Source organism: Cellulomonas sp. P4_H4 (assembly GCF_056400865.1).
The window spans coordinates 394371-411954 of sequence record NZ_JBFUKL010000003.1 but is presented as its reverse complement, the minus strand read 5'-3'; the positions used below and the strand labels follow the sequence as shown (position 1 = coordinate 411954).

Here is a 17584-nt window from a genome sequence, read left to right as displayed (position 1 = left end):
GACCGTCTGCTACGGCCTCAGGAAGACAAAGAACGGGCGGCTCGCCATGACGGCGAGCCGCCCGACTCTTCGGACAACTCTTGCTCAGAGTCAGTGATTCCGCCCGTCGGGGGCAGTCTCATCCTGCGGATCGACCAGGTGCTGGCCGCCGCCCACGGTGCCTGTGGAGGTCAGCTCGGCTGGGGCGTGGTCGCCGCTCTCGAGCGAGTCGTGCGCTCCGTGCGAGTGCGCCGCGACCAGCTCTGCAGGGGTGACTGGCTCGATGCGATCCTCGTAGAACGTCTCCGAGAGCCTCTGCCGGATGCGGTCCAGCCGGTAGCCCTTGCGGCGCACACCGCGCGAGTCCTCGGCCGGCTCGATCTCGAGCGGCCGCGTGTTGTCGTGCTGGACGCGCAACCACCGCTCGTGTTGGTTGAGCGGCTTGTGGACCTCGATGTACTCACCGTTGGCGAACCGGACGATGCGACCGGTCTCGTGGCCGTGCAGGACCAGCTCGCGGTCCTTGCGCTGCAGGCCGAGGCAGATGCGCTTGGTGATCCAGAACGCGAACCACGGACCGAGGAAGATCAGTGCGCGGAACCCCCAGGTGATGTCGTTGATCGACAGGTGGAAGTGCGTTGCGATGAGGTCGTTCGACCCGGCGAGGATGAGGATGAAGAACGCGGTGAGCAGCGAGACGCCGAACGCAGTACGGAACGGCCGGTTGCGCGGCCGGTCGAGCACGTGGTGCTCCTTGTGGTCGCCCGTCGCGAACGCCTCGATGAACGGGTACAGGGCGAGCGCCGTGAACAGGATGCCCGGGATCACCATCGCCGGGATGATCACGTTCAGCGAGAGCGTGTACTGGCCTATGACGACCTCGGCGAAGCCGGGCATCAGGCGCAGCGACCCCTCGAGGAACAGCATGTACCAGTCCGGTTGGGCGCCCGCGGAGACGATCGACGGATCGAACGGGCCGTAGTTCCAGACGGGGTTGATCGTCATGGTCGCCGCCATCAGCGCGATGACGCCGAACACGAGGAAGAAGTAGCCGCCGGCCTTCGCCACGTAGATCGGGAAGAGCGGGTAGCCGACGACGTTCTTGTTCGACCGACCCGAGCCCGGGTACTGCGTGTGCTTGTGCAGCACGACGAAGAACAGGTGCAGCCCGATGAGCGCGAGGATGATCCCGGGAATCAGGAGGATGTGCACCGTGAACATGCGCGGGATCAGCACGTCACCGGGGAACTCGCCGCCGAACAGGAAGTACGACGTGTAGCTGCCGATGATCGGGATGGCCCGCACGACACCGTCGGTGATCCGCAGACCGTTGCCGGAGAGCACGTCGTCGGGGAGCGAGTAGCCCGTGAAGCCTGCGGCGAGCCCGAGGATCATCAGCGTGAAGCCGACCACCCAGTTGAGCTCGCGCGGCTTGCGGAACGCGCCCGTGAAGAACACGCGCATCATGTGCGTGACGATCGAGGCCATGAAGATCAGCGCAGCCCAGTGGTGGATCTGCCGCATCAGCATTCCGCCGCGGACCTCGAAGGAGAGCCTCAGCGTCGAGGCGAAGGCCTCGGACATGTGCTGCCCCTGCAGGGCCTCCCACGGTCCGTCGTACACGACCTCGTTCATGCTCGGCACGAAGAAGAGCGTGAGGAAGATGCCCGAGATCAGGATGGTCACGAAGCTGTAGAGCGCGATCTCGCCCAGCAGGAACGACCAGTGGTCCGGGAAGATCTTGCGGGCGAAGGCCTTGACCGCGGTGCCGATGCCGGTGCGCTGGTCGAGGTAGTCCGCCGTGCCTGCGGCGACCTTCTCGACGGGGGAGGGGGTCGATGTCGTGGTCACGTCAGACGCTCCCAGAAGCTCGGGCCGACGGGCTCATTGAAGTCGCTCTGAGCGATCAGATAGCCCTCGTCATCAACGGTGATCGGCAGCTGCGGCAGGGGCCGCTTCGCCGGTCCGAACACGACCTTCGCTCCGTCCGACACGTCGAAGGTCGACTGGTGGCACGGGCACAGGAGGTGGTGGGTCTGCTGCTCGTACAGCGCGACCGGACAGCCTACGTGAGTACAGATCTTCGAGTATGCGACGATCCCGTTGTAGGACCAACTCTTCTTCTCTTCGGATTCTTTGAGATCCTCAGGATTGAGTCGGACCATCAGAACGATGGACTTGGCCTTCTCGTCGAGCGGGTGCGCCTCTTCGTCCAGCTTGTCCGGCTGGACGTGGAACACCGACCCGACGGTCACGTCCGAGGCTTTGATCGGCCGTCCGGTTGGGTCCGTCGTGAGGCGGGTGCCCTTCTTCCACATCGTGTGCTTGAACTTGCTGACGTTCCAGTCGTCACCGACGTTGCCGACGATCGGGACGATGATCGCGAGCGGGAAGAGGGCGAGAGCGCCGATCATCGTGCCCTGCAGGAGGCCGCGTCGGCCGATCGCCGAGTCCGCCGCACCCTCCTTGAGCACCTCTACGGCCTCGGCGCGCGTCTCGTCGGAGCTGCGCTGCTCGTGCCGGTCCTCGGCCTTCTCATGGTCGTTCATCAGGGCCTTGGCCCAGTGGACGCCGGCGAGGCCGATGCCCAGCAGCGAGATGGCCATGCCGATGCCGAGCAGGAAGTTCGACAGCCGCATCGACTCCGGCGTCGTGCCCGGCGGCTTCGCGAAGTAGGCGACGAGGAAGCCGATGGTGGCGATGATGGAGATCACGAACAGGAAGACGACCTGGCGCTCGGCCTTCTTGTTCGCCTTCGGGTCCAGGTCACCCATGCGTTCGTGGTGGTCCGGGTGACCCGGGTCCTCGAACCGCTCGGGGTAGGTCCCGTCCTCGCGCAGCACCAGCGAGTTGTCTGTCGTGGCCTCGGGGGCCGGTTCGTGGATGCTCACGAGGACTTAGCTCCGATCCAGACCGCTGCGCCGATGAGCAGGCCGATACCGACCACCCACGCCCAGAGGCCTTCGCTGACAGGGCCGAGGGCGCCGAGGGTCAGGCCGCCCGGGGACGCGCCACCCTGCTGGTCGATGAACGCGATCACGTCGCGCTTCTCCTCAGGCGTGATGTTCGCGTCGTTGAACACGGGCATCGACTGCGGACCCGTCAGCATCGCCTCGTAGAGGTGCGTCGGCGTGGTGTCCCACAGCTTCGGGGCGAACTTGCCCTGCGACAGGGCACCGCCCGCGCCGACCGCGTTGTGGCACATCGCGCAGTTGGTGCGGAAGATCGCCATGCCGTTGGACGCGTCGCCAAGGGCAGGGTCGACCATCTCCGCGGTCGGGATGGCGGGGCCGTCACCCAACGAGGCCACGTAGGCCGCGAGCTGGTTGATCTGGTCCTGCGAGAACTGGACCGGCTTGGCCTCGATCTGCGGGCCGTTCATCTGCGCGGGCATGCGGCCCGTGCCCACCTGGAAGTCCACCGCTGCGGCGCCGACGCCGATCAGCGACGGACCGCTGGCGGTGCCGGCCGCCGAGGGGCCGTGGCACGTGGCGCAGTTGGCCTGGAACAGCTTCTCGCCGGTGGCGATGTCGCTGGCGTCCGCTTTCACGGTCGCCGCGCCGGCTGACGTCGGTGCCAGCACCGCGTACAGCCCACCGGTGAGCAGCAGCGCAAGCAGGAGCAGCACGATCGGCGCACGCCGATCCTGCCTGCGGGCTGCGAGTGCCTTCACGGATCGATCCTCGTCTCGCACGTTGGGAACATGGGGTGGTGGCGGGCGACGAGGCCCGCCGGCTGCTACTTGAGCAGGTAGATCATCGCGAAGAGTGCGATCCAGACGACGTCGACGAAGTGCCAGTAGTACGACACGACGATGCCGGTGGTCGCCTCGTGGTGACCGAACCGCTTGGCGGTGAACGACCGACCGAGCAGGAAGATGAAGGCGATCAGGCCGCCGAGCACGTGCAGTCCGTGGAAGCCGGTGGTCAGGTAGAACACCGAGCCGTACGGGCTCGACGACAGCGTCAGGCCTTCCCGCACCAGGCTCGCGTACTCGTAGATCTGACCGGCGACGAACACGGCGCCCATCAGGTACGTCAGGGTCATCCACTCGTTCATGCCCCAGCGCCGCACGTTCAGCAGCGAACCGCTGCGCACAGGCTGGAAACGCTCGGCCGCGAACACGCCGGCCTGGCAGGTGAACGAGGACAGCACGAGCACCGTGGTGTTGGCCGCGGCGAACGTGATGTTCAGCTTCTGGGTCCAGAAGGTCCATTCCTCCGGGGCCGCAGATCGCAGCGTGAAGTACATGGCGAAGAGGCCTGCGAAGAACATGAGCTCGCTGGCCAGCCACACGATCGTGCCTACCGAAACTGGGTTCGGTCGGTTCACGCTCACGTGTGGGCTGGTGCGGGGGGCAGCCGTTGCGGTCGACACGTTCGCCATTATGGCGGAAGGGACCCCGCGATGGGCCATTGAAGATGCGGAGCGTCGACAGGTAAATGTCACACCGTCAGGATCCGTGCCCGCGCGCGCGAGCCGCGGAGGCCTCGGGACCGCACGATCATGCGGTTGGCGCGGACCGCTGAGCCCCCCTCGAGGCACGCGCCGGCGCTCGTGGACGCGGTCACCGACCGGCGCGTCGGGATGCTCGTGCTATGCGTTCACGGGACCGGAACGCGTGGTGCCTCACCGGGTCGCCCGACCCGTGCCAAGATTCCCTCGGACGCACGTCGACGATGAGTGAGGACCTCCATGAGCACGGGCAAGCCCGAGAACGCAGCCGACCTCCCGGCACCGCGGATCCTGCTGTACAGCGACCACGTCGACGCCCGCGAGCAGGTGCGACTGGCTGTCGGGCGTCGTCTGCGCCGCGGCGCGCCGGACATCGAGTGGGTCGAGGTGGCGACAGCGCCTGCCGTCATCACCAGCACCGAGGCCGGCGGGCTCGACCTGCTGATCCTCGACGGCGAGGCCGACAAGGTCGGCGGCATGGGGCTTGCGCGTCAGCTCAAGGACGAGATCTACCGCTGCCCCCCGATCCTCGTGCTGACCGGACGTCCGCAGGACGCGTGGCTGGCATCCTGGTCGAACGCGGAGGCCGTCGTGAGCCGACCCATCGACCCCGTCGAGCTGCACGCCGCCGTCGCGGCACTCCTCGAGGCGCGGGCCGTCGCCCGATGACCGACGCTCCGACCTGGTCGGACCTGTTCGCCACTCTCGTCGACCGGCAGGACCTCACGGCCGAGCAGACCGCGTGGGCGATGGGCGAGATCATGAGCGGCGAGGCGTCGACGCCTCGGGTCGCTGCGTTCCTCATCGCCTTGAAGACCAAGGGCGAGACCGTCACCGAGCTGATGAGCCTCGCCGACACGATGCTGCAGCACGCCATCCGGATCTCCGTCCCCGGGCGCACCATCGACATCGTCGGCACGGGCGGTGACCGCTCCCACACCGTCAACATCTCGACGATGTCCGCACTCGTCGTGGCCGGTGCCGGGCTGACCGTCGTCAAGCACGGCAACCGCGCGGCATCGTCGTCCTCGGGATCTGCCGACGTGCTCGAGGCGCTCGGCATCAGGCTCGACCACCCGCCGGCGCGCGTCGCCGAGCTGGCCACCGAGGTCGGCATCACCTTCTGCTTCGCGCAGGTGTTCCACCCGTCGTTCCGACACACGGCGCCCGCGCGCAGCGAGCTGGGCATCGGGACCGCGTTCAACTTCCTTGGTCCGCTCACCAATCCCGCGCAGCCGAGGTCCGGCGCGATCGGCGTGGCCGACGCGCGGATGGCCCCGCTGATGGCTGGCGTGCTCGCGGGCCGGGGCTCCAGCGCGCTGGTGTTCCGCGGCGAGGACGGTCTCGACGAGATCGCGCCCACGGGCCCCACCCGCATCTGGGAAGTTCGTGACGGAGCCGTCCAGGAGTCCGTCGTGGACTGGGCCGACCTCGGCGTCGCCAGGATCGAGCTCGAGTCGCTGCGTGGTGCCAAGGCCGACTACAACGCCGACGTCGCCCGTCGGCTCCTGGCAGGCGAGCAGGGTCCGGTCCGCGAGACCGTCGTGCTCAACACCGCCGCGGCGCTCGTCGCCGACGGGACCCTGTCCGGGACGTCGTCCGGGACGCTCGAGGAGCGGTTCGTCGCCGCCAGCGGGCACGCCCGCGAGTCGCTGGACAGCGGGCGTGCCGCGGACGTCCTGGCGCGTTGGCGGGCTGCCAGCGCGGGCTGAGGGCGGCGTCCGGACTAGTCAGTCGCAGTGGCCGGGTTTCACACCTGTGCTTGTTGGTCGGCCTGAGCCTGCGTTCCGCTGCGGGCGGGTGCGCTGGCGCGCCCCACCCTCCGCTGCACTCCGGCTCAGGCCGGGTCCGGCCTTGTTGGTCGGCCCGAGCCTGCGTTCCGCTGCGAGCGGGTGCGCTGGCGCGCCCCCACCTTCCGCTGCACTCCGGCTCAGGCCCAGCCCTGTTGGTCGGCCCGAGCCTGCGTTCCGCTGCGAGCGGGTGCGCTGGCGCGCCCCCACCCTCCGCTGCACTCCGGCTCAGGCCCAGCCCTGTTGGTCGGCCCGAGCCTGCGTTCCGCTGCGAGCGGGTGCGCTGGCGCGCCCCACCCTCCGCTGCACTCCGGCTCAGGCCTCCGTCAGTCCTCGAGCCCCAACGAGAACGCCTGCTCCAGGTCGTGCTGGCTGTAGGTGCGGAACGCGATGTACGTCTGCGTGCGCAGCACACCCTCGACCTTGCTGATCTTGTCGGCGATCACGTCGGCGAGGTCGTCGTGCTCGCGGACACGGACCATGGCGACGAGGTCGACCTCGCCGGTGACGGAGTAGACCTCGCTGACGCCCGAGATCTCGGCGATCGCTGCGGCGACCTCCGGGATCCGTGCGGCGTCCGAGTCGATGAGCACGATGGCGGTGAGCATGCTCGCCATCATGCCGTGCGTGGGCGACGGATGCTCAGAGGGATGACCTGCGCGTCGACGTCGTCGAGGTCGCCCGTGAGGACGGCAGGGGGACGCTCGCCGCGCGTCTCGGCAGGATGCAGGACGATCGGTCGCGGGGTCGAGCGAGTGACGGTCGCGACCGCTGCCGCCGGGTCGCGCAGGCGCTGAGCCGAACGCAGCGGGTACGCCCACGTGCTCGCTACCTCGACCAGCCGCACCCCGGGCTGGTCGAGCCACGTGAGCACCAGGTCGGTCTCCTCCGGGTGCGCGGCGGGTGCCGGAGCGACAGGCGCCTCGACGTGCTCGCCCGACGCCTGCAGGGTCTCGATCACGGGCCGTGGGTCGGTGCGTCGGTCGACACGTGCCGTGCCCGCAAGACGGCCGTACCGGACGAGCACGAGCTCCCAGCCACCGTCATCGGTCCGGCGCGCCGCGACGAGCTCCGAGCAGGCGGACAGCGGTGCGAACCGCTGCGCGCGCGACGCACCGCGCAGGAACGCGCCCAGCCGGTCGCGGACCGTGGCCGCCTCCTCGAACCGCTCCTGTTCCACCAGCCAGTCGATCCGGTCCGCATGCGCACCGACGACCAGGTCCGCGTCGGCCAGCATGGCGTGACGCACCTGCTCGATCACCGCTGCGTAGTCCGGTGCGACCTCGTGGCCGATGCAGGGTGCGCTGCACTTTCCCATCTCGGCGAGCACGCACGCCGACGCGCCGACGGGTGCGACGAGCGGGAGTCGCCTGGTGCATTGCCGGATCGGGAACGTCTCGTGCAATGCGTCGAGAGCGAGCTGGGCCGTCTTGGCCGAGGCGAACGGTCCGATGTACGTCGCGCCGTCGTCGGCCTTGACGTCTCGCACCACCGACAGCCGCGGGTACGGCTCCGACGTCAGCCGGACCCAGGGCATGCGCTCGGGGAAGCGCGACCGGCGGTTGTAGCGGGGAGAGTGGGCGGCGATCAGCCGTAGCTCGCGCACGCGGGCCTCGAGCGGCGTGGCGCAGGGGATGGGGTCGACCCGGTGCGCGACGCGCACCATCTCGATCATCCGGCCACGCTTCTCCGCGGACGTGAAGTAGCTGCGGACGCGCTGTCGCACGGACGTCGTCGACGTGCCGACGTACAGCACCTCGTCGCCCGGCCCACGGAACAGGTACACGCCGGGGGAGTCGGGCAGCCCGTCGGCCAGGGTCCGCTTGCGGCGCACGTCCTGGGGGACGGGGTCAGTCGCGGTGGCGAGGTCCTCGAGATGGGTGATCCCGAGAGGCGCGAGCCGCGACAGGAGCGCGTGCAGCACGTCGACGGTGGCCTGCGCGTCCGAGAGGGCTCGGTGGTTGGGGGTCACGGTCGCGTGGAAAAGGTTGGCGAGTGTCGAGAGCTTGTGGTTGGGCGCCTCGTCGCGCGTCACCACCCGTCGGGCGAGGCGCACCGTGTCGAGCACCTTGTTGCCCGGCCAGGCATGACCGGTCTTCGCGGCCGCGGCCTTGAGGAAGCCGATGTCGAACGGCGCGTTGTGCGCGACCAGGACCGCGCCGCGGGAGAACTCCAGGAAGCTCGGCAGGACCTCCTCGATGGGCGGTGCGCCGATCAGCATCGTCGTGGTGATGCCTGTGAGGACCTGGATGAACGGGGGGACCGGACCGCCCGGGTCTACGAGCGTCTGGAACTCTCCGAGCACCTCGCCGCCGCGTACCTTGACCGCGCCGATCTCGGTGATCGCGCAGTCCGCGGGCGTGCCTCCGGTCGTCTCGAGGTCGACGACGACGAACGTGACGTCCGACAGCCGTGTGCCGAGGTCGTCCAGAGTGGGCTGGTGCGGCCGCGCGTCCGGCGCCGGGGTGGCGTCCGCCCACACGGGGCGCAGGCGGCGGACGGACGACATGGGGCGGACGTTACCGACGGTCACCGACACGACCCCGGTGCCGCACCGGCCCGACCGCCGGGTGTTCCGTGCAACGCCTAAGGTGCTGGGGTGACCGGCACCGACCTCGAGGACGCCCCGAGCGAGCCCGACGACCGGTCCGATGTCCCGCCCGCCGTGCGCTCCGCCCTCGTCCAGCTGGCCTCAGATGCACTCGGCACGTTCGAGACCCTCGAGGTCCCCGCATCGTTGCGGGCCGTACACCGGTTCGCCCCGCGTCGTCGGGCTACCTCCGGCGCCGGCCCTCTCTGGACGGCCCTGGTGCACGAGGACCGCTTCCGCAGCAGCGTCGCCCGCGTGTGGGCGCAGGCGAACCCCGATCTCGCCGCGCAGGTCAACGAAGCCGCCGCCGGCCGGTCGGTGCAGGCCGCGACCGGTGCGTGGCTCCTCGGTTCACCGGAGTGGCGCAGCCTGGTGCCGCCGGACGTGACGCCGAAAGAGGACGCCGACGGGCATCAGCTGAAGGCCGGACTCGTCCGGGCGCAGGCCGAAGCGGACCAGCTGCGTGCCGACGTCTCGGTCGCGACGGAGGACGCTCGTGCGGCACGCGAGCAGCTCGCCGCGCTGCAGCGCGAGCTACGCAGGCTGCGCTCGGACGCGGACCGCGCGCGCAGCGAGGGCCGCAAGGCCTCCGACGAGGCCAGAGCCGTGCTCGACGCGGCCGAGCTCGCGCAGTCGCGTGCTGCCGAGGACCTGCGGACGGCCCTGGACGAGCGTCGTGCGTCGGTCGCGGAGCGCACTGCCGCCCGTGCCGAGCTGCGTGCCGCTCGCAAGCTCGCCGACGCGCGGGTGCGGCTCCTGCTGGACACCATCGTCGACGCGGCCAGCGGTCTGCGTTCCGAGCTCGCGCTGCCGCCGGCCGCGGAGCGCCCCGCCGACCTCGTCGGACCGGACGGAGATCGCGTCGCGGCGCGGCCGGGCTCGCGCGGCAGGTCGGTCGACGATCCGGCGCTGCTCGAGGAGCTGCTCCGGCAACCGTGGGCGCACCTGCTGGTCGACGGGTACAACGTCTCGAAGACCGGCTTCGGGGACCTGACGCTCGCCGAGCAGCGTCGCCGCCTGGCCGACGGTCTCGCCGGCGTCGCCGCGCGGACCGGCGCCGAGGTCACGGTGTGCTTCGACGGGCAGGAGGGGCAAGGGTCGACGGCGGGCTATGCCCGAGGCGTCCGCGTGATGTTCGCGGTCGGGGAGATCGCCGACGACCTGATCCGCAGGCTCGTGCATGCTGAGCCGCCCGGCCGCGTGCTCGTCGTCGTGACGAGCGACCAGGAGGTGGCCCGGGACGTCGAGGCCGCCGGAGCGTGGGTGGTGCCGTCCCGGACGCTCGTCGCTCGGCTGCAGCGCCTCTGAGCGGGCAGTGTCGGTGGTGGTCGCTAGCGTCCGCCGCATGATCATCGACTGCGACACCTGCACGGTGCGCGGCGCAGCGTGCGCGGACTGCGTCGTCACGTTCCTGACCATCCCGGTCCGTACGGTCCCCGTCCGTGCCGCTGCGGGTCCTCCGGTCGATCGAACGTCCGGCGACGTGCACGGCCCGGCAGCCGACCGCGCGGTGCGGGTGGTGAGCTCGACCGTTCCGGGCCAGGCTCAGCCGCGTCCGGTCGAGCTGGACGCGGCTGAGCAGCAGGCGATCGGGGTGCTCGCAGCGTCAGGGCTGGTGCCGCCGCTGCGGATGGTGCGGGCGATCTGACTGCTACTCGCCGCCCGGCGTGGAGTACAGGGCGTCGACCTCACCGGCGAAGTCCTTGAGCACCTGCGCGCGGCGGATGCTGAGCTTCGGCGTGAGGTAGCCGTTGGCGATCGTGAGGTCTTCCTCGAGGATCCGGTACTTGCGCACCGACTCGGCCCGGGAGACGGCCTTGTTCGCCTTCTCCACGGCCAGGTCCAGCGACGCCAGGACGTCGGCGTCCTTGGCGGCGTCGGCAAGGGTCATGTCGGGCTTGCCGTGAGCGGTGAGCCACCCCGGCAGACCCTCGGGGTCGAGCGTGATGAGGGCACCGATGAACGGGCGCTGGTCTCCCACGACGACCACCTGGCTGATGAGCGGGTGGGCGCGAAGACGGTCCTCGAGCACCGCGGGGGCCACGTTCTTGCCGCCGGCCGTGACGATGATCTCCTTCTTGCGCCCGGTGATCCGCAGGTAGCCCTCGTCGTCGAGGGAGCCGAGGTCGCCTGTCCGGAACCATCCGTCGACGAGCGACTCCTGCGTCGCGGCATCGTTGGCGTGGTACCCGCGGAACACGGGGATGCCCTTGACCTCGATCTCGCCGTCCTCGGCGATCCGGATCGACGTGCCGGGCATAGGGGTGCCGACCGTGCCGATCTTGGTGCCCTTGCCGGGGCGGTTGACGGTCGCGGGTGCGGTGGTCTCGGTCAGGCCGTAGCCCTCGAGGACGTTGAGCCCGAGACCGCGGTAGAAGTGGCCGAGACGCTCGCCCAGGGGCGCGCCGCCGGAGATGGCGTACCGCGCGTTCCCGCCGAGGGCGGCACGCAGGCGCTTGAGCACCAGCACGTCCGCGACCTTGTGCTGCAGCCGGAGCCACGGACTCGGCCCGCGGGGGGTGTCGAGGGCTCGCGAGTAGACGATCGACGTCTTGACTGCTCGCTGGAAGATCGGGCTCTTCCCGCCCGCGGCAGCCTTCTGCTCGGCCGAGTTGTAGACCTTCTCGAACACCCGGGGCACAGCAAGGATGAACGTGGGCCGGAACGACGCCAGGTCCTCGATGAGCGTGCGCGTGTCCGGCGTGTGGCCGAGCACAGCACCGGCGGGGATGCAGAGGACCTCGATGAAGCGCGCGAACACGTGGGCCAGCGGCATGAAGAGCAGCGTCCGTGCGCCCGGTTCGCCGACGACCTCGTACAGGTCGGCGACAGCGTTGACCGTCAGCTCGTAGAAGTTGCCGTGCGTCAGCTCGACGCCCTTGGGCCGTCCGGTCGTGCCCGAGGTGTAGATGACGGTGGCGATGTCGGACAGGCTCGCGAGACTGCGTCGTCGGGCGATCTCGGCGTCGGTCACGGAGTCGGCGTCCGCCAGGAGCGTCTCGATCGCACCCGCGTCGAGCAGCAGCACCTCACGCAGGTTCGGCGCGTCGGCGCTGACCTCCGCGACGGTGGCGGCGTGCTGGGCGGTCTCGACGACGAGGAACGATACGTCCGCGTCGGTGAGGATCCACAGCACCTGCTCGGCGGAGGACGTCTCGTACAGCGGCACGGGCACGGCCCCGACGGCCCACACGGCCCAGTCGAGCAGCGACCACTCGTAGCGCGTGTGGGACATGATCCCGACGCGGTCGCCGGGCTCGACGCCCCGGGCGACCAGGCCCTTCGCCACCGCGACGATCTCCGCGTCGAACTCCTGCGCGGTCAAAGGGATCCACGGCCCGTCGGCCTGGGTCTTGTGCTCGACGACGACGCGGTCGGGGGTCCCCGTGACTCGCTCAGCAAGCAGATCGTTGAGGTTGCTCGAGGGATTGACCTCAAGACGCAAGGGGGTGTGGAACTCGTCCATGCTGGCTCCAGTGACAGTGGGGCGAAGTGTGCGATGAGGATACGGGACGAGCGGCGCGCTCGACGGCAAGTTACCCATCAGTACGCTCGCGTCGGAACGGCGAGCGACCGATGGACGGGTGCACGCCGACAGTCTGCCGGGCGGCTAGCCTGAGGGGCCGCACCGGACGGTAGCGACGACGGGTACGAGCGCGTAGGAGCAACGAGAACATGCACGCCATCGGTGTGGACATCGGCGGGACCAAGATCGCGGCGGGAGTCGTCGACGAGGACGGTTCCATCCTCGCGCAGACTCGGCGTGACACGTCACCCGACGACGCGGCCGGGATCGACAAGGCCATCGCCGACGTCTACACCGAGCTGAGCGAGTCGTACGACGTCACGGCGATGGGTCTGGCGGCCGCCGGGTTCGTGTCCGCCGACCGGTCGTCGGTCCTGTTCGCCCCGAACATCGCGTGGCGCGACTACCCGCTGCGCGATCGTGTGGCAGCACTCGTGCCGGACGACGTCACGATCGTCGTCGAGAACGACGCCAACGCTGCAGGGTGGGCCGAGTTCCGGTTCGGCGCGGGGCGCGACGTCGACGACATGCTCATGCTCACGGTCGGCACCGGCCTGGGTGGCGCGATCGTGACCGACGGCAAGCTGGTGCGTGGCGCGTGGGGCGTTGCCGCGGAGGTCGGACACATGCGCGTCGTCCCCGGTGGGCACTACTGCGGCTGCGGCCACGAGGGCTGCTGGGAGCAGTACGCGTCCGGCAGGGCACTCGTGCGCGACGCGCAGGCCACCGTGGTCGTCCAGCCCGACCGTGCTGCACGGCTGCTCGAGCTCGCGGGCGGGGACGCGGAGAAGCTCACGGGCCCCCAGATCACGCAGGCGGCCCAGGACGGCGACCCGCTCGCGGTCGAGCTCCTCGCGGAGCTCGGCAGGTGGATCGGTGAAGGCGCCGCGTCCGCCACGGCCCTGCTCGACCCCGCGCTGATCGTCATCGGCGGAGGCGTCGCCGCGGCGGGGGACCTTCTCCTCACGTCGGCGCGCCGCGGCTTCGCCGAGCAGCTCTCCGCCAGGGGACACCGTCCCGAGGCCGCGTTCGTGGTGGCCTCGATGGGCAACGACGCCGGCATGGTCGGCGCCGCCGACCTTGCGCGGGTCTGACCTGCGACTCGTGTCAGACGATGGCGCCTGTGCCGTCGTCATCGGGGTCGCGTCGGTTGGGCATGCGCCACAGCAGCACGCCGACGCCCAGCACGAACACGACGCCTGCCGCCTGGATGACGGCGGTCGGTGCCGACGGCCACGCGATCAGGACGATCAGCAGGAAGATCGGCATGCCGGCCGCCGCGATCCACGCCATGGTGAGCAGCGGGTCGCCGCCGAGCACCGGGCCGGGGTCCGGCGGGACGAAGTGCTCGTCGGCGTCGACGGCGGCCTCGGCATCGTCGAACTGGGACGAGCCCTCCCAGTCGCGGCCGGACAGGTCGTTCGCGGGTCGCACGACGCGTCGCTCGGCCACCCACGGCGCGACCGGGAAGTCGAGCCCCGGCTTGCTCTCGGCCGCCGCATCGGCCTCCGGATCGGCTTTCCCGTCGTAGTCGGCGATGTCACCGAGCCGCTCGACGATGCCCTTCCAGACGTCCTCGTCGGTCTGCGGGACGCCCTCGTCGGGCACGTCCGCGCCCTGCGGCGGGACTCCGTCGTCGGGGTCGTCGGGGCGAGGTGCCATGAGAGCACTCTAGAGTCGTCCCGAGCGGTCGGCGTGGCACGTGCGTGCTGGGCACGTGCGAGCTCTGGCTCGGGTGAGCGCACAGTCCGTGGGTCGGGTCGAGAGGTGAACCGTTGTTCTACTGGTTGATGAAGCGGGTGTTCGTCGGTCCGCTGCTGCACCTGATCTACCGTCCGTGGGTGCGTGGCGCCGAGAACGTGCCCGAGGAGGGTGGTGCGATCCTCGCCAGCAACCACCTCGCCGTCATCGACTCGTTCTTTCTGCCGCTGGTCCTCGATCGTGAGCTCGTCTTCATCGGCAAGCAGGAGTACTTCACCGGGTCGGGGATCAAGGGTCGGTTGACTGCGGGGTTCATGCGCGGCGTCGGCACCATCCCGGTCGACCGGGGTGGCGGCAAGGCGAGCGAGGCGGCCCTGCGGACCGGTCTGCGACGACTGAGCGACGGCGACCTGTTCGGCATCTACCCCGAGGGAACGCGCAGCCCCGACGGCCGGCTCTACCGCGGCAAGACGGGCATCGCCCGGCTGGCACTCGAGTCCGGCGCGCCGGTCGTCCCGGTTGCCATGGTCGGCACGGACGTGGCGCAGCCGCCCGGGCGACGGATCCCGAAGGTGATGCGGATCGGCACGGTCATCGGCGAGCCGCTCGACTTCAGTCGCTACCAGGGCATGGAGAACGACCGGTTCATCCTGCGTTCGGTGACCGACGAGATCATGTACGCGATCATGGCTCTGTCCGGGCAGGAGTACGTCGACGTGTACGCGGCGACACAGAAGGCGCGCATCGCGACCGGGCACCCGGCTGCTGCTGGTGACGCCGCGGACCATCTCCCGGCCGCCCCCGGTGGTCGACCGGTCCCGGACGTCCAGGTTCCGGTCCCGCCCGAGGGGGAGTCCGAGACGTCAGTAGGATGACCCGGTCGGCATCGAGCCGGCCATGCGCCCGGACGGGCGTCCGGGCGGTCCCCACAGGGACCAGCGCCACAGGTTTCAACGAGAGGTGTGTTTCATGTCGGTTCGTCGCGTCGCTCTCCTGACCGCAGGCGGCTTCGCTCCGTGCCTGTCGTCCGCCGTCGGTGGGCTGATCGAGCGCTACACGGAGATCGCTCCCGACATCGAGATCATCGCCTACGAGCACGGGTACTACGGGCTGCTGCGCGGCGACAAGATCGTCATCGACGACGAGACGCGCGCGAAGGCCGGCATCCTGCACAAGTTCGGCGGCTCGCCCATCGGCAACTCGCGCGTCAAGCTCACGAACGCGGCCGACTGCGTCAAGCGGGGCCTCGTGCAGGAGGGCGAGGACCCGCTGCAGGTCGCGGCCGAGCGGCTCAAGGCTGACGGCGTCGACGTGCTGCACACGATCGGTGGCGACGACACGAACACGACCGCTGCGGACCTCGCGGCGTACCTGCACGACAACGGCTACGAGCTGACCGTCGTCGGCCTGCCCAAGACGATCGACAACGACGTCGTGCCGATCAAGCAGTCCCTCGGCGCGTGGACCGCTGCCGAGGAGGCCGCCGGGTTCGCCGCGAACATCATCGGCGAGCACCGCTCGGGCCCCCGCATGCTCATCGTCCACGAGGTCATGGGCCGGCACTGCGGGTGGCTGACGGCTGCCGCCGCTGCCGACTACCGCAAGTGGCTCGACACGCAGGAGTGGGTCCCCGGGATCGGCCTGACGCGCGAGCGATGGGACATCCATGCCGTGTTCCTGCCCGAGCTGGCGCTCGACATCGACGCGGAGGCCGCGCGCCTCAAGCAGGTCATGGACTCGCAGGGCAACGTCAACATCTTCCTCTCCGAGGGTGCCGGCATGCACGAGATCGTCGACCAGCTCGAGTCCTCGGGCACCGAGGTCCTCCGGGACGCGTTCGGACACGTGCGCCTCGACACGATCAACCCGGGCCAGTGGTTCGCCAAGCAGTTCGCGGAGAAGCTGGGCGCCGAGAAGGTCATGGTCCAGAAGTCCGGCTACTACTCGCGCGCCGCTGCCGCGAACGCGGCCGACCTGCGTCTCATCAAGTCCATGACCGACCTGGCTGTCGAGTGCGCACTCCGCGGCGAGTCGGGCGTCATCGGTCACGACGAGGAGCAGGGCGACGTGCTGCGCGCGATCGAGTTCCCGCGCATCGCCGGCGGCAAGGCGTTCGACGTGTCCCAGCCGTGGTTCGCCGAGCTGCTCGCGGACATCGGCCAGGATCTCGCTCCGGCGAGCCACTCGTGACCGTCGAGCCCGACCCTCAGGTTGTCGCCGGTCTCGACGCCTGGCGGTCGATGTCTCCTGTCCAGCAGCCGCAGTGGCCCGACGCCGCAGCACTCGCGCGGGTGACGTCCAAGCTGGCGACCGTCCCGCCCCTCGTGTTCGCGGGGGAGGCCGACGCGCTGCGCTCACAGCTGGCCGCGGCAGGTCGCGGTGAGGCGTTCCTGCTCCAGGGCGGTGACTGCGCCGAGACGTTCGGCGAGGCGACCGCGGACAACATCCGGAACAAGATCAAGACGATCCTGCAGATGGCGGTCGTCCTGACCTACGGCGCGAGCCTGCCCGTCATCAAGATGGGCCGGATGGCCGGGCAGTACGCCAAGCCCCGCTCGTCGGACTCGGAGACCCGAGACGGCGTCACGCTGCCGGCCTTCCGAGGCGACATCATCAACGGTTTCGAGTTCACGCCCGAGGCCCGCACACCGGATCCGCAGCGGCTGCTCGAGGCGTACCACACGTCCTCGTCGACGCTGAACCTGATCCGCGCATTCACCACGGGCGGCTTCGCGTCGCTGCTGCGTGTGCACGAGTGGAACCGCGGCTTCATGGCGAACCCGGCCTACTCCCGCTACGAGGAGATCGCCGCCGAGATCGATCGCGCCATCCGGTTCATGGCCGCGTGCGGTGCCGACTTCGACGCGCTGCGCACGGTGGAGTTCTTCGCGAGCCACGAGGGTCTGCTGCTCGACTACGAGCGGCCGCTGACGCGGATCGACTCTCGGACCGGACTGCCGTACGACTGCTCGGGACACTTCGTCTGGATCGGTGAGCGGACGCGACAGCTCGACGGCGCGCACGTGGACTACTTCTCGCGCGTGCAGAACCCGCTGGGCATCAAGCTGGGCCCGACGACCACCGGAGACGACGCGCTCGCGCTCATCGACAAGCTCAACCCGAGCGGCGAGGCCGGGCGCATCACCTTCATCACGCGCATGGGCGCCGGCAAGGTCCGCGACCTGCTGCCGGCCCTCGTCGAGAAGGTGACCGCGGACGGTCGTCCCGTCACCTGGGTGTGCGACCCGATGCACGGCAACGGGATCACGTCCGCGAGCGGCTACAAGACGCGTCGGTTCTCCGACGTCATGGACGAGGTTGCCGGCTTCTTCGAGGTGCACCGCGCTCTGGGCACCGTTCCCGGGGGGCTGCACATCGAGCTCACGGGTGACGACGTCACCGAGGTGCTCGGTGGCACCGAGGAGATCGACGACGAGGGCCTGGCACGTCGCTACGAGACGCTCGTCGACCCGCGCCTGAACCACCAGCAGTCGCTGGAGATGGCATTCCAGGTCGTCGAGCTGCTGCGCGCCGCCAGCTGAC

General features: G+C 69.9%; 16 protein-coding genes. 8 read left to right on the top strand and 8 right to left on the bottom strand.

Annotated elements, in window-relative coordinates; genetic code table 11:
- Positions 1-90 precede the first annotated feature (90 nt).
- From qcrB to ctaE, 4 genes are all read right to left on the bottom strand, one after another.
- A complete protein-coding gene (gene qcrB / locus AC1DPN_RS11965; protein ID WP_477084961.1) occupies positions 91-1830 on the bottom strand; it encodes a cytochrome bc1 complex cytochrome b subunit in 1740 nt (579 codons plus the stop codon).
- The gene (qcrA, locus tag AC1DPN_RS11960) at positions 1827-2870 is read right to left on the bottom strand and encodes a cytochrome bc1 complex Rieske iron-sulfur subunit (protein ID WP_477084960.1); all 1044 of its coding nucleotides are present in this window, start codon (positions 2868-2870) and stop codon (positions 1827-1829) included. The genes qcrB and qcrA overlap by 4 nt, the downstream gene beginning before the upstream one ends.
- The gene (gene qcrC, locus AC1DPN_RS11955; RefSeq protein WP_477084959.1) at positions 2867-3652 is read right to left on the bottom strand and encodes a cytochrome bc1 complex diheme cytochrome c subunit; all 786 of its coding nucleotides are present in this window, start codon (positions 3650-3652) and stop codon (positions 2867-2869) included. Before qcrC ends, qcrA begins: the two co-directional genes overlap by 4 nt.
- 65 nt (positions 3653-3717) lie before the next feature.
- Complete coding sequence (gene ctaE / locus AC1DPN_RS11950; protein ID WP_477084958.1) at positions 3718-4365, bottom strand: aa3-type cytochrome oxidase subunit III; 648 nt, start codon at positions 4363-4365, stop codon at positions 3718-3720.
- Positions 4366-4674: 309 nt separating this feature from the next.
- Between ctaE and AC1DPN_RS11945 the strand changes: the two genes are divergently transcribed.
- Together AC1DPN_RS11945 and trpD are read left to right on the top strand one after the other, a co-directional pair.
- Complete coding sequence (locus AC1DPN_RS11945; RefSeq protein WP_477084957.1) at positions 4675-5103, top strand: response regulator transcription factor; 429 nt, start codon at positions 4675-4677, stop codon at positions 5101-5103.
- Positions 5100-6146 carry an anthranilate phosphoribosyltransferase gene (trpD, locus tag AC1DPN_RS11940; RefSeq protein WP_477084956.1) on the top strand — a complete coding sequence of 349 codons (1047 nt, stop codon included), beginning with the start codon at positions 5100-5102 and terminating at the stop codon, positions 6144-6146. The genes AC1DPN_RS11945 and trpD overlap by 4 nt, the downstream gene beginning before the upstream one ends.
- Positions 6147-6550: 404 nt before the next feature.
- Here the strand turns inward: trpD and AC1DPN_RS11935 are convergent, their stop codons facing one another.
- Together AC1DPN_RS11935 and AC1DPN_RS11930 are read right to left on the bottom strand one after the other, a co-directional pair.
- A complete protein-coding gene (locus tag AC1DPN_RS11935; RefSeq protein WP_477084955.1) occupies positions 6551-6832 on the bottom strand; it encodes an Lrp/AsnC family transcriptional regulator in 282 nt (93 codons plus the stop codon).
- A gap of 8 nt (positions 6833-6840) precedes the next feature.
- Positions 6841-8733: a DEDD exonuclease domain-containing protein gene (locus AC1DPN_RS11930; RefSeq protein WP_477084954.1), complete on the bottom strand. Its 1893-nt coding sequence runs from the start codon at positions 8731-8733 to the stop codon at positions 6841-6843.
- A gap of 90 nt (positions 8734-8823) precedes the next feature.
- Between AC1DPN_RS11930 and AC1DPN_RS11925 the strand changes: the two genes are divergently transcribed.
- The gene (locus tag AC1DPN_RS11925) at positions 8824-10122 is read left to right on the top strand and encodes an NYN domain-containing protein (RefSeq protein WP_477084953.1); all 1299 of its coding nucleotides are present in this window, start codon (positions 8824-8826) and stop codon (positions 10120-10122) included.
- 37 nt (positions 10123-10159) lie between these two features.
- Entirely contained in the window at positions 10160-10462 is a 303-nt protein-coding gene (locus tag AC1DPN_RS11920; RefSeq protein WP_477084952.1) for a hypothetical protein, read from the top strand.
- 3 nt (positions 10463-10465) lie between these two features.
- On the opposite strand, the gene AC1DPN_RS11915 is transcribed toward AC1DPN_RS11920, so the two are convergent.
- A complete protein-coding gene (locus AC1DPN_RS11915; RefSeq protein ID WP_477084951.1) occupies positions 10466-12280 on the bottom strand; it encodes an AMP-dependent synthetase/ligase in 1815 nt (604 codons plus the stop codon).
- A 209-nt stretch (positions 12281-12489) separates the two neighbouring features.
- On the opposite strand from AC1DPN_RS11915, the gene AC1DPN_RS11910 reads away from it, so the two are divergent.
- The gene (locus AC1DPN_RS11910) at positions 12490-13434 is read left to right on the top strand and encodes an ROK family glucokinase (RefSeq protein WP_477084950.1); all 945 of its coding nucleotides are present in this window, start codon (positions 12490-12492) and stop codon (positions 13432-13434) included.
- A gap of 13 nt (positions 13435-13447) precedes the next feature.
- Here the strand turns inward: AC1DPN_RS11910 and AC1DPN_RS11905 are convergent, their stop codons facing one another.
- On the bottom strand, positions 13448-14002 hold the full coding sequence (locus AC1DPN_RS11905; RefSeq protein WP_477084949.1) for a hypothetical protein: 555 nt from the start codon (positions 14000-14002) through the stop codon (positions 13448-13450).
- A gap of 113 nt (positions 14003-14115) precedes the next feature.
- On the opposite strand from AC1DPN_RS11905, the gene AC1DPN_RS11900 reads away from it, so the two are divergent.
- The 3 genes from AC1DPN_RS11900 (at position 14116) to AC1DPN_RS11890 (ending at position 17583) form a co-directional block, all read left to right on the top strand.
- Positions 14116-14916, top strand: a complete 801-nt coding sequence (locus tag AC1DPN_RS11900; protein ID WP_477084948.1) for a lysophospholipid acyltransferase family protein — start codon at positions 14116-14118, stop codon at positions 14914-14916.
- A gap of 94 nt (positions 14917-15010) precedes the next feature.
- Complete coding sequence (locus AC1DPN_RS11895) at positions 15011-16231, top strand: pyrophosphate--fructose-6-phosphate 1-phosphotransferase (protein WP_477084947.1); 1221 nt, start codon at positions 15011-15013, stop codon at positions 16229-16231.
- Positions 16228-17583, top strand: a complete 1356-nt coding sequence (locus AC1DPN_RS11890; protein WP_477084946.1) for a class II 3-deoxy-7-phosphoheptulonate synthase — start codon at positions 16228-16230, stop codon at positions 17581-17583. The genes AC1DPN_RS11895 and AC1DPN_RS11890 overlap by 4 nt, the downstream gene beginning before the upstream one ends.
- The last annotated feature ends 1 nt before the right edge of the window (position 17584 follow it).

What these genes read in the sequence shown, in the direction of transcription:
- AC1DPN_RS11895 (WP_477084947.1), top strand. Translation starts at nt 15,011, where the DNA reads ATGTCGGTTCGTCGCGTCGCTCTCCTGACCGCAGGCGGCTTCGCTCCG.
- AC1DPN_RS11920 (WP_477084952.1), top strand. Translation starts at nt 10,160, where the DNA reads ATGATCATCGACTGCGACACCTGCACGGTGCGCGGCGCAGCGTGCGCG.
- AC1DPN_RS11935 (WP_477084955.1), bottom strand. Translation starts at nt 6,832, where the DNA reads ATGCTCACCGCCATCGTGCTCATCGACTCGGACGCCGCACGGATCCCG.
- AC1DPN_RS11910 (WP_477084950.1), top strand. Translation starts at nt 12,490, where the DNA reads ATGCACGCCATCGGTGTGGACATCGGCGGGACCAAGATCGCGGCGGGA.
- trpD (WP_477084956.1), top strand. Translation starts at nt 5,100, where the DNA reads ATGACCGACGCTCCGACCTGGTCGGACCTGTTCGCCACTCTCGTCGAC.
- ctaE (WP_477084958.1), bottom strand. Translation starts at nt 4,365, where the DNA reads ATGGCGAACGTGTCGACCGCAACGGCTGCCCCCCGCACCAGCCCACAC.
- AC1DPN_RS11945 (WP_477084957.1), top strand. Translation starts at nt 4,675, where the DNA reads ATGAGCACGGGCAAGCCCGAGAACGCAGCCGACCTCCCGGCACCGCGG.
- AC1DPN_RS11905 (WP_477084949.1), bottom strand. Translation starts at nt 14,002, where the DNA reads ATGGCACCTCGCCCCGACGACCCCGACGACGGAGTCCCGCCGCAGGGC.
- AC1DPN_RS11930 (WP_477084954.1), bottom strand. Translation starts at nt 8,733, where the DNA reads ATGTCGTCCGTCCGCCGCCTGCGCCCCGTGTGGGCGGACGCCACCCCG.
- AC1DPN_RS11915 (WP_477084951.1), bottom strand. Translation starts at nt 12,280, where the DNA reads ATGGACGAGTTCCACACCCCCTTGCGTCTTGAGGTCAATCCCTCGAGC.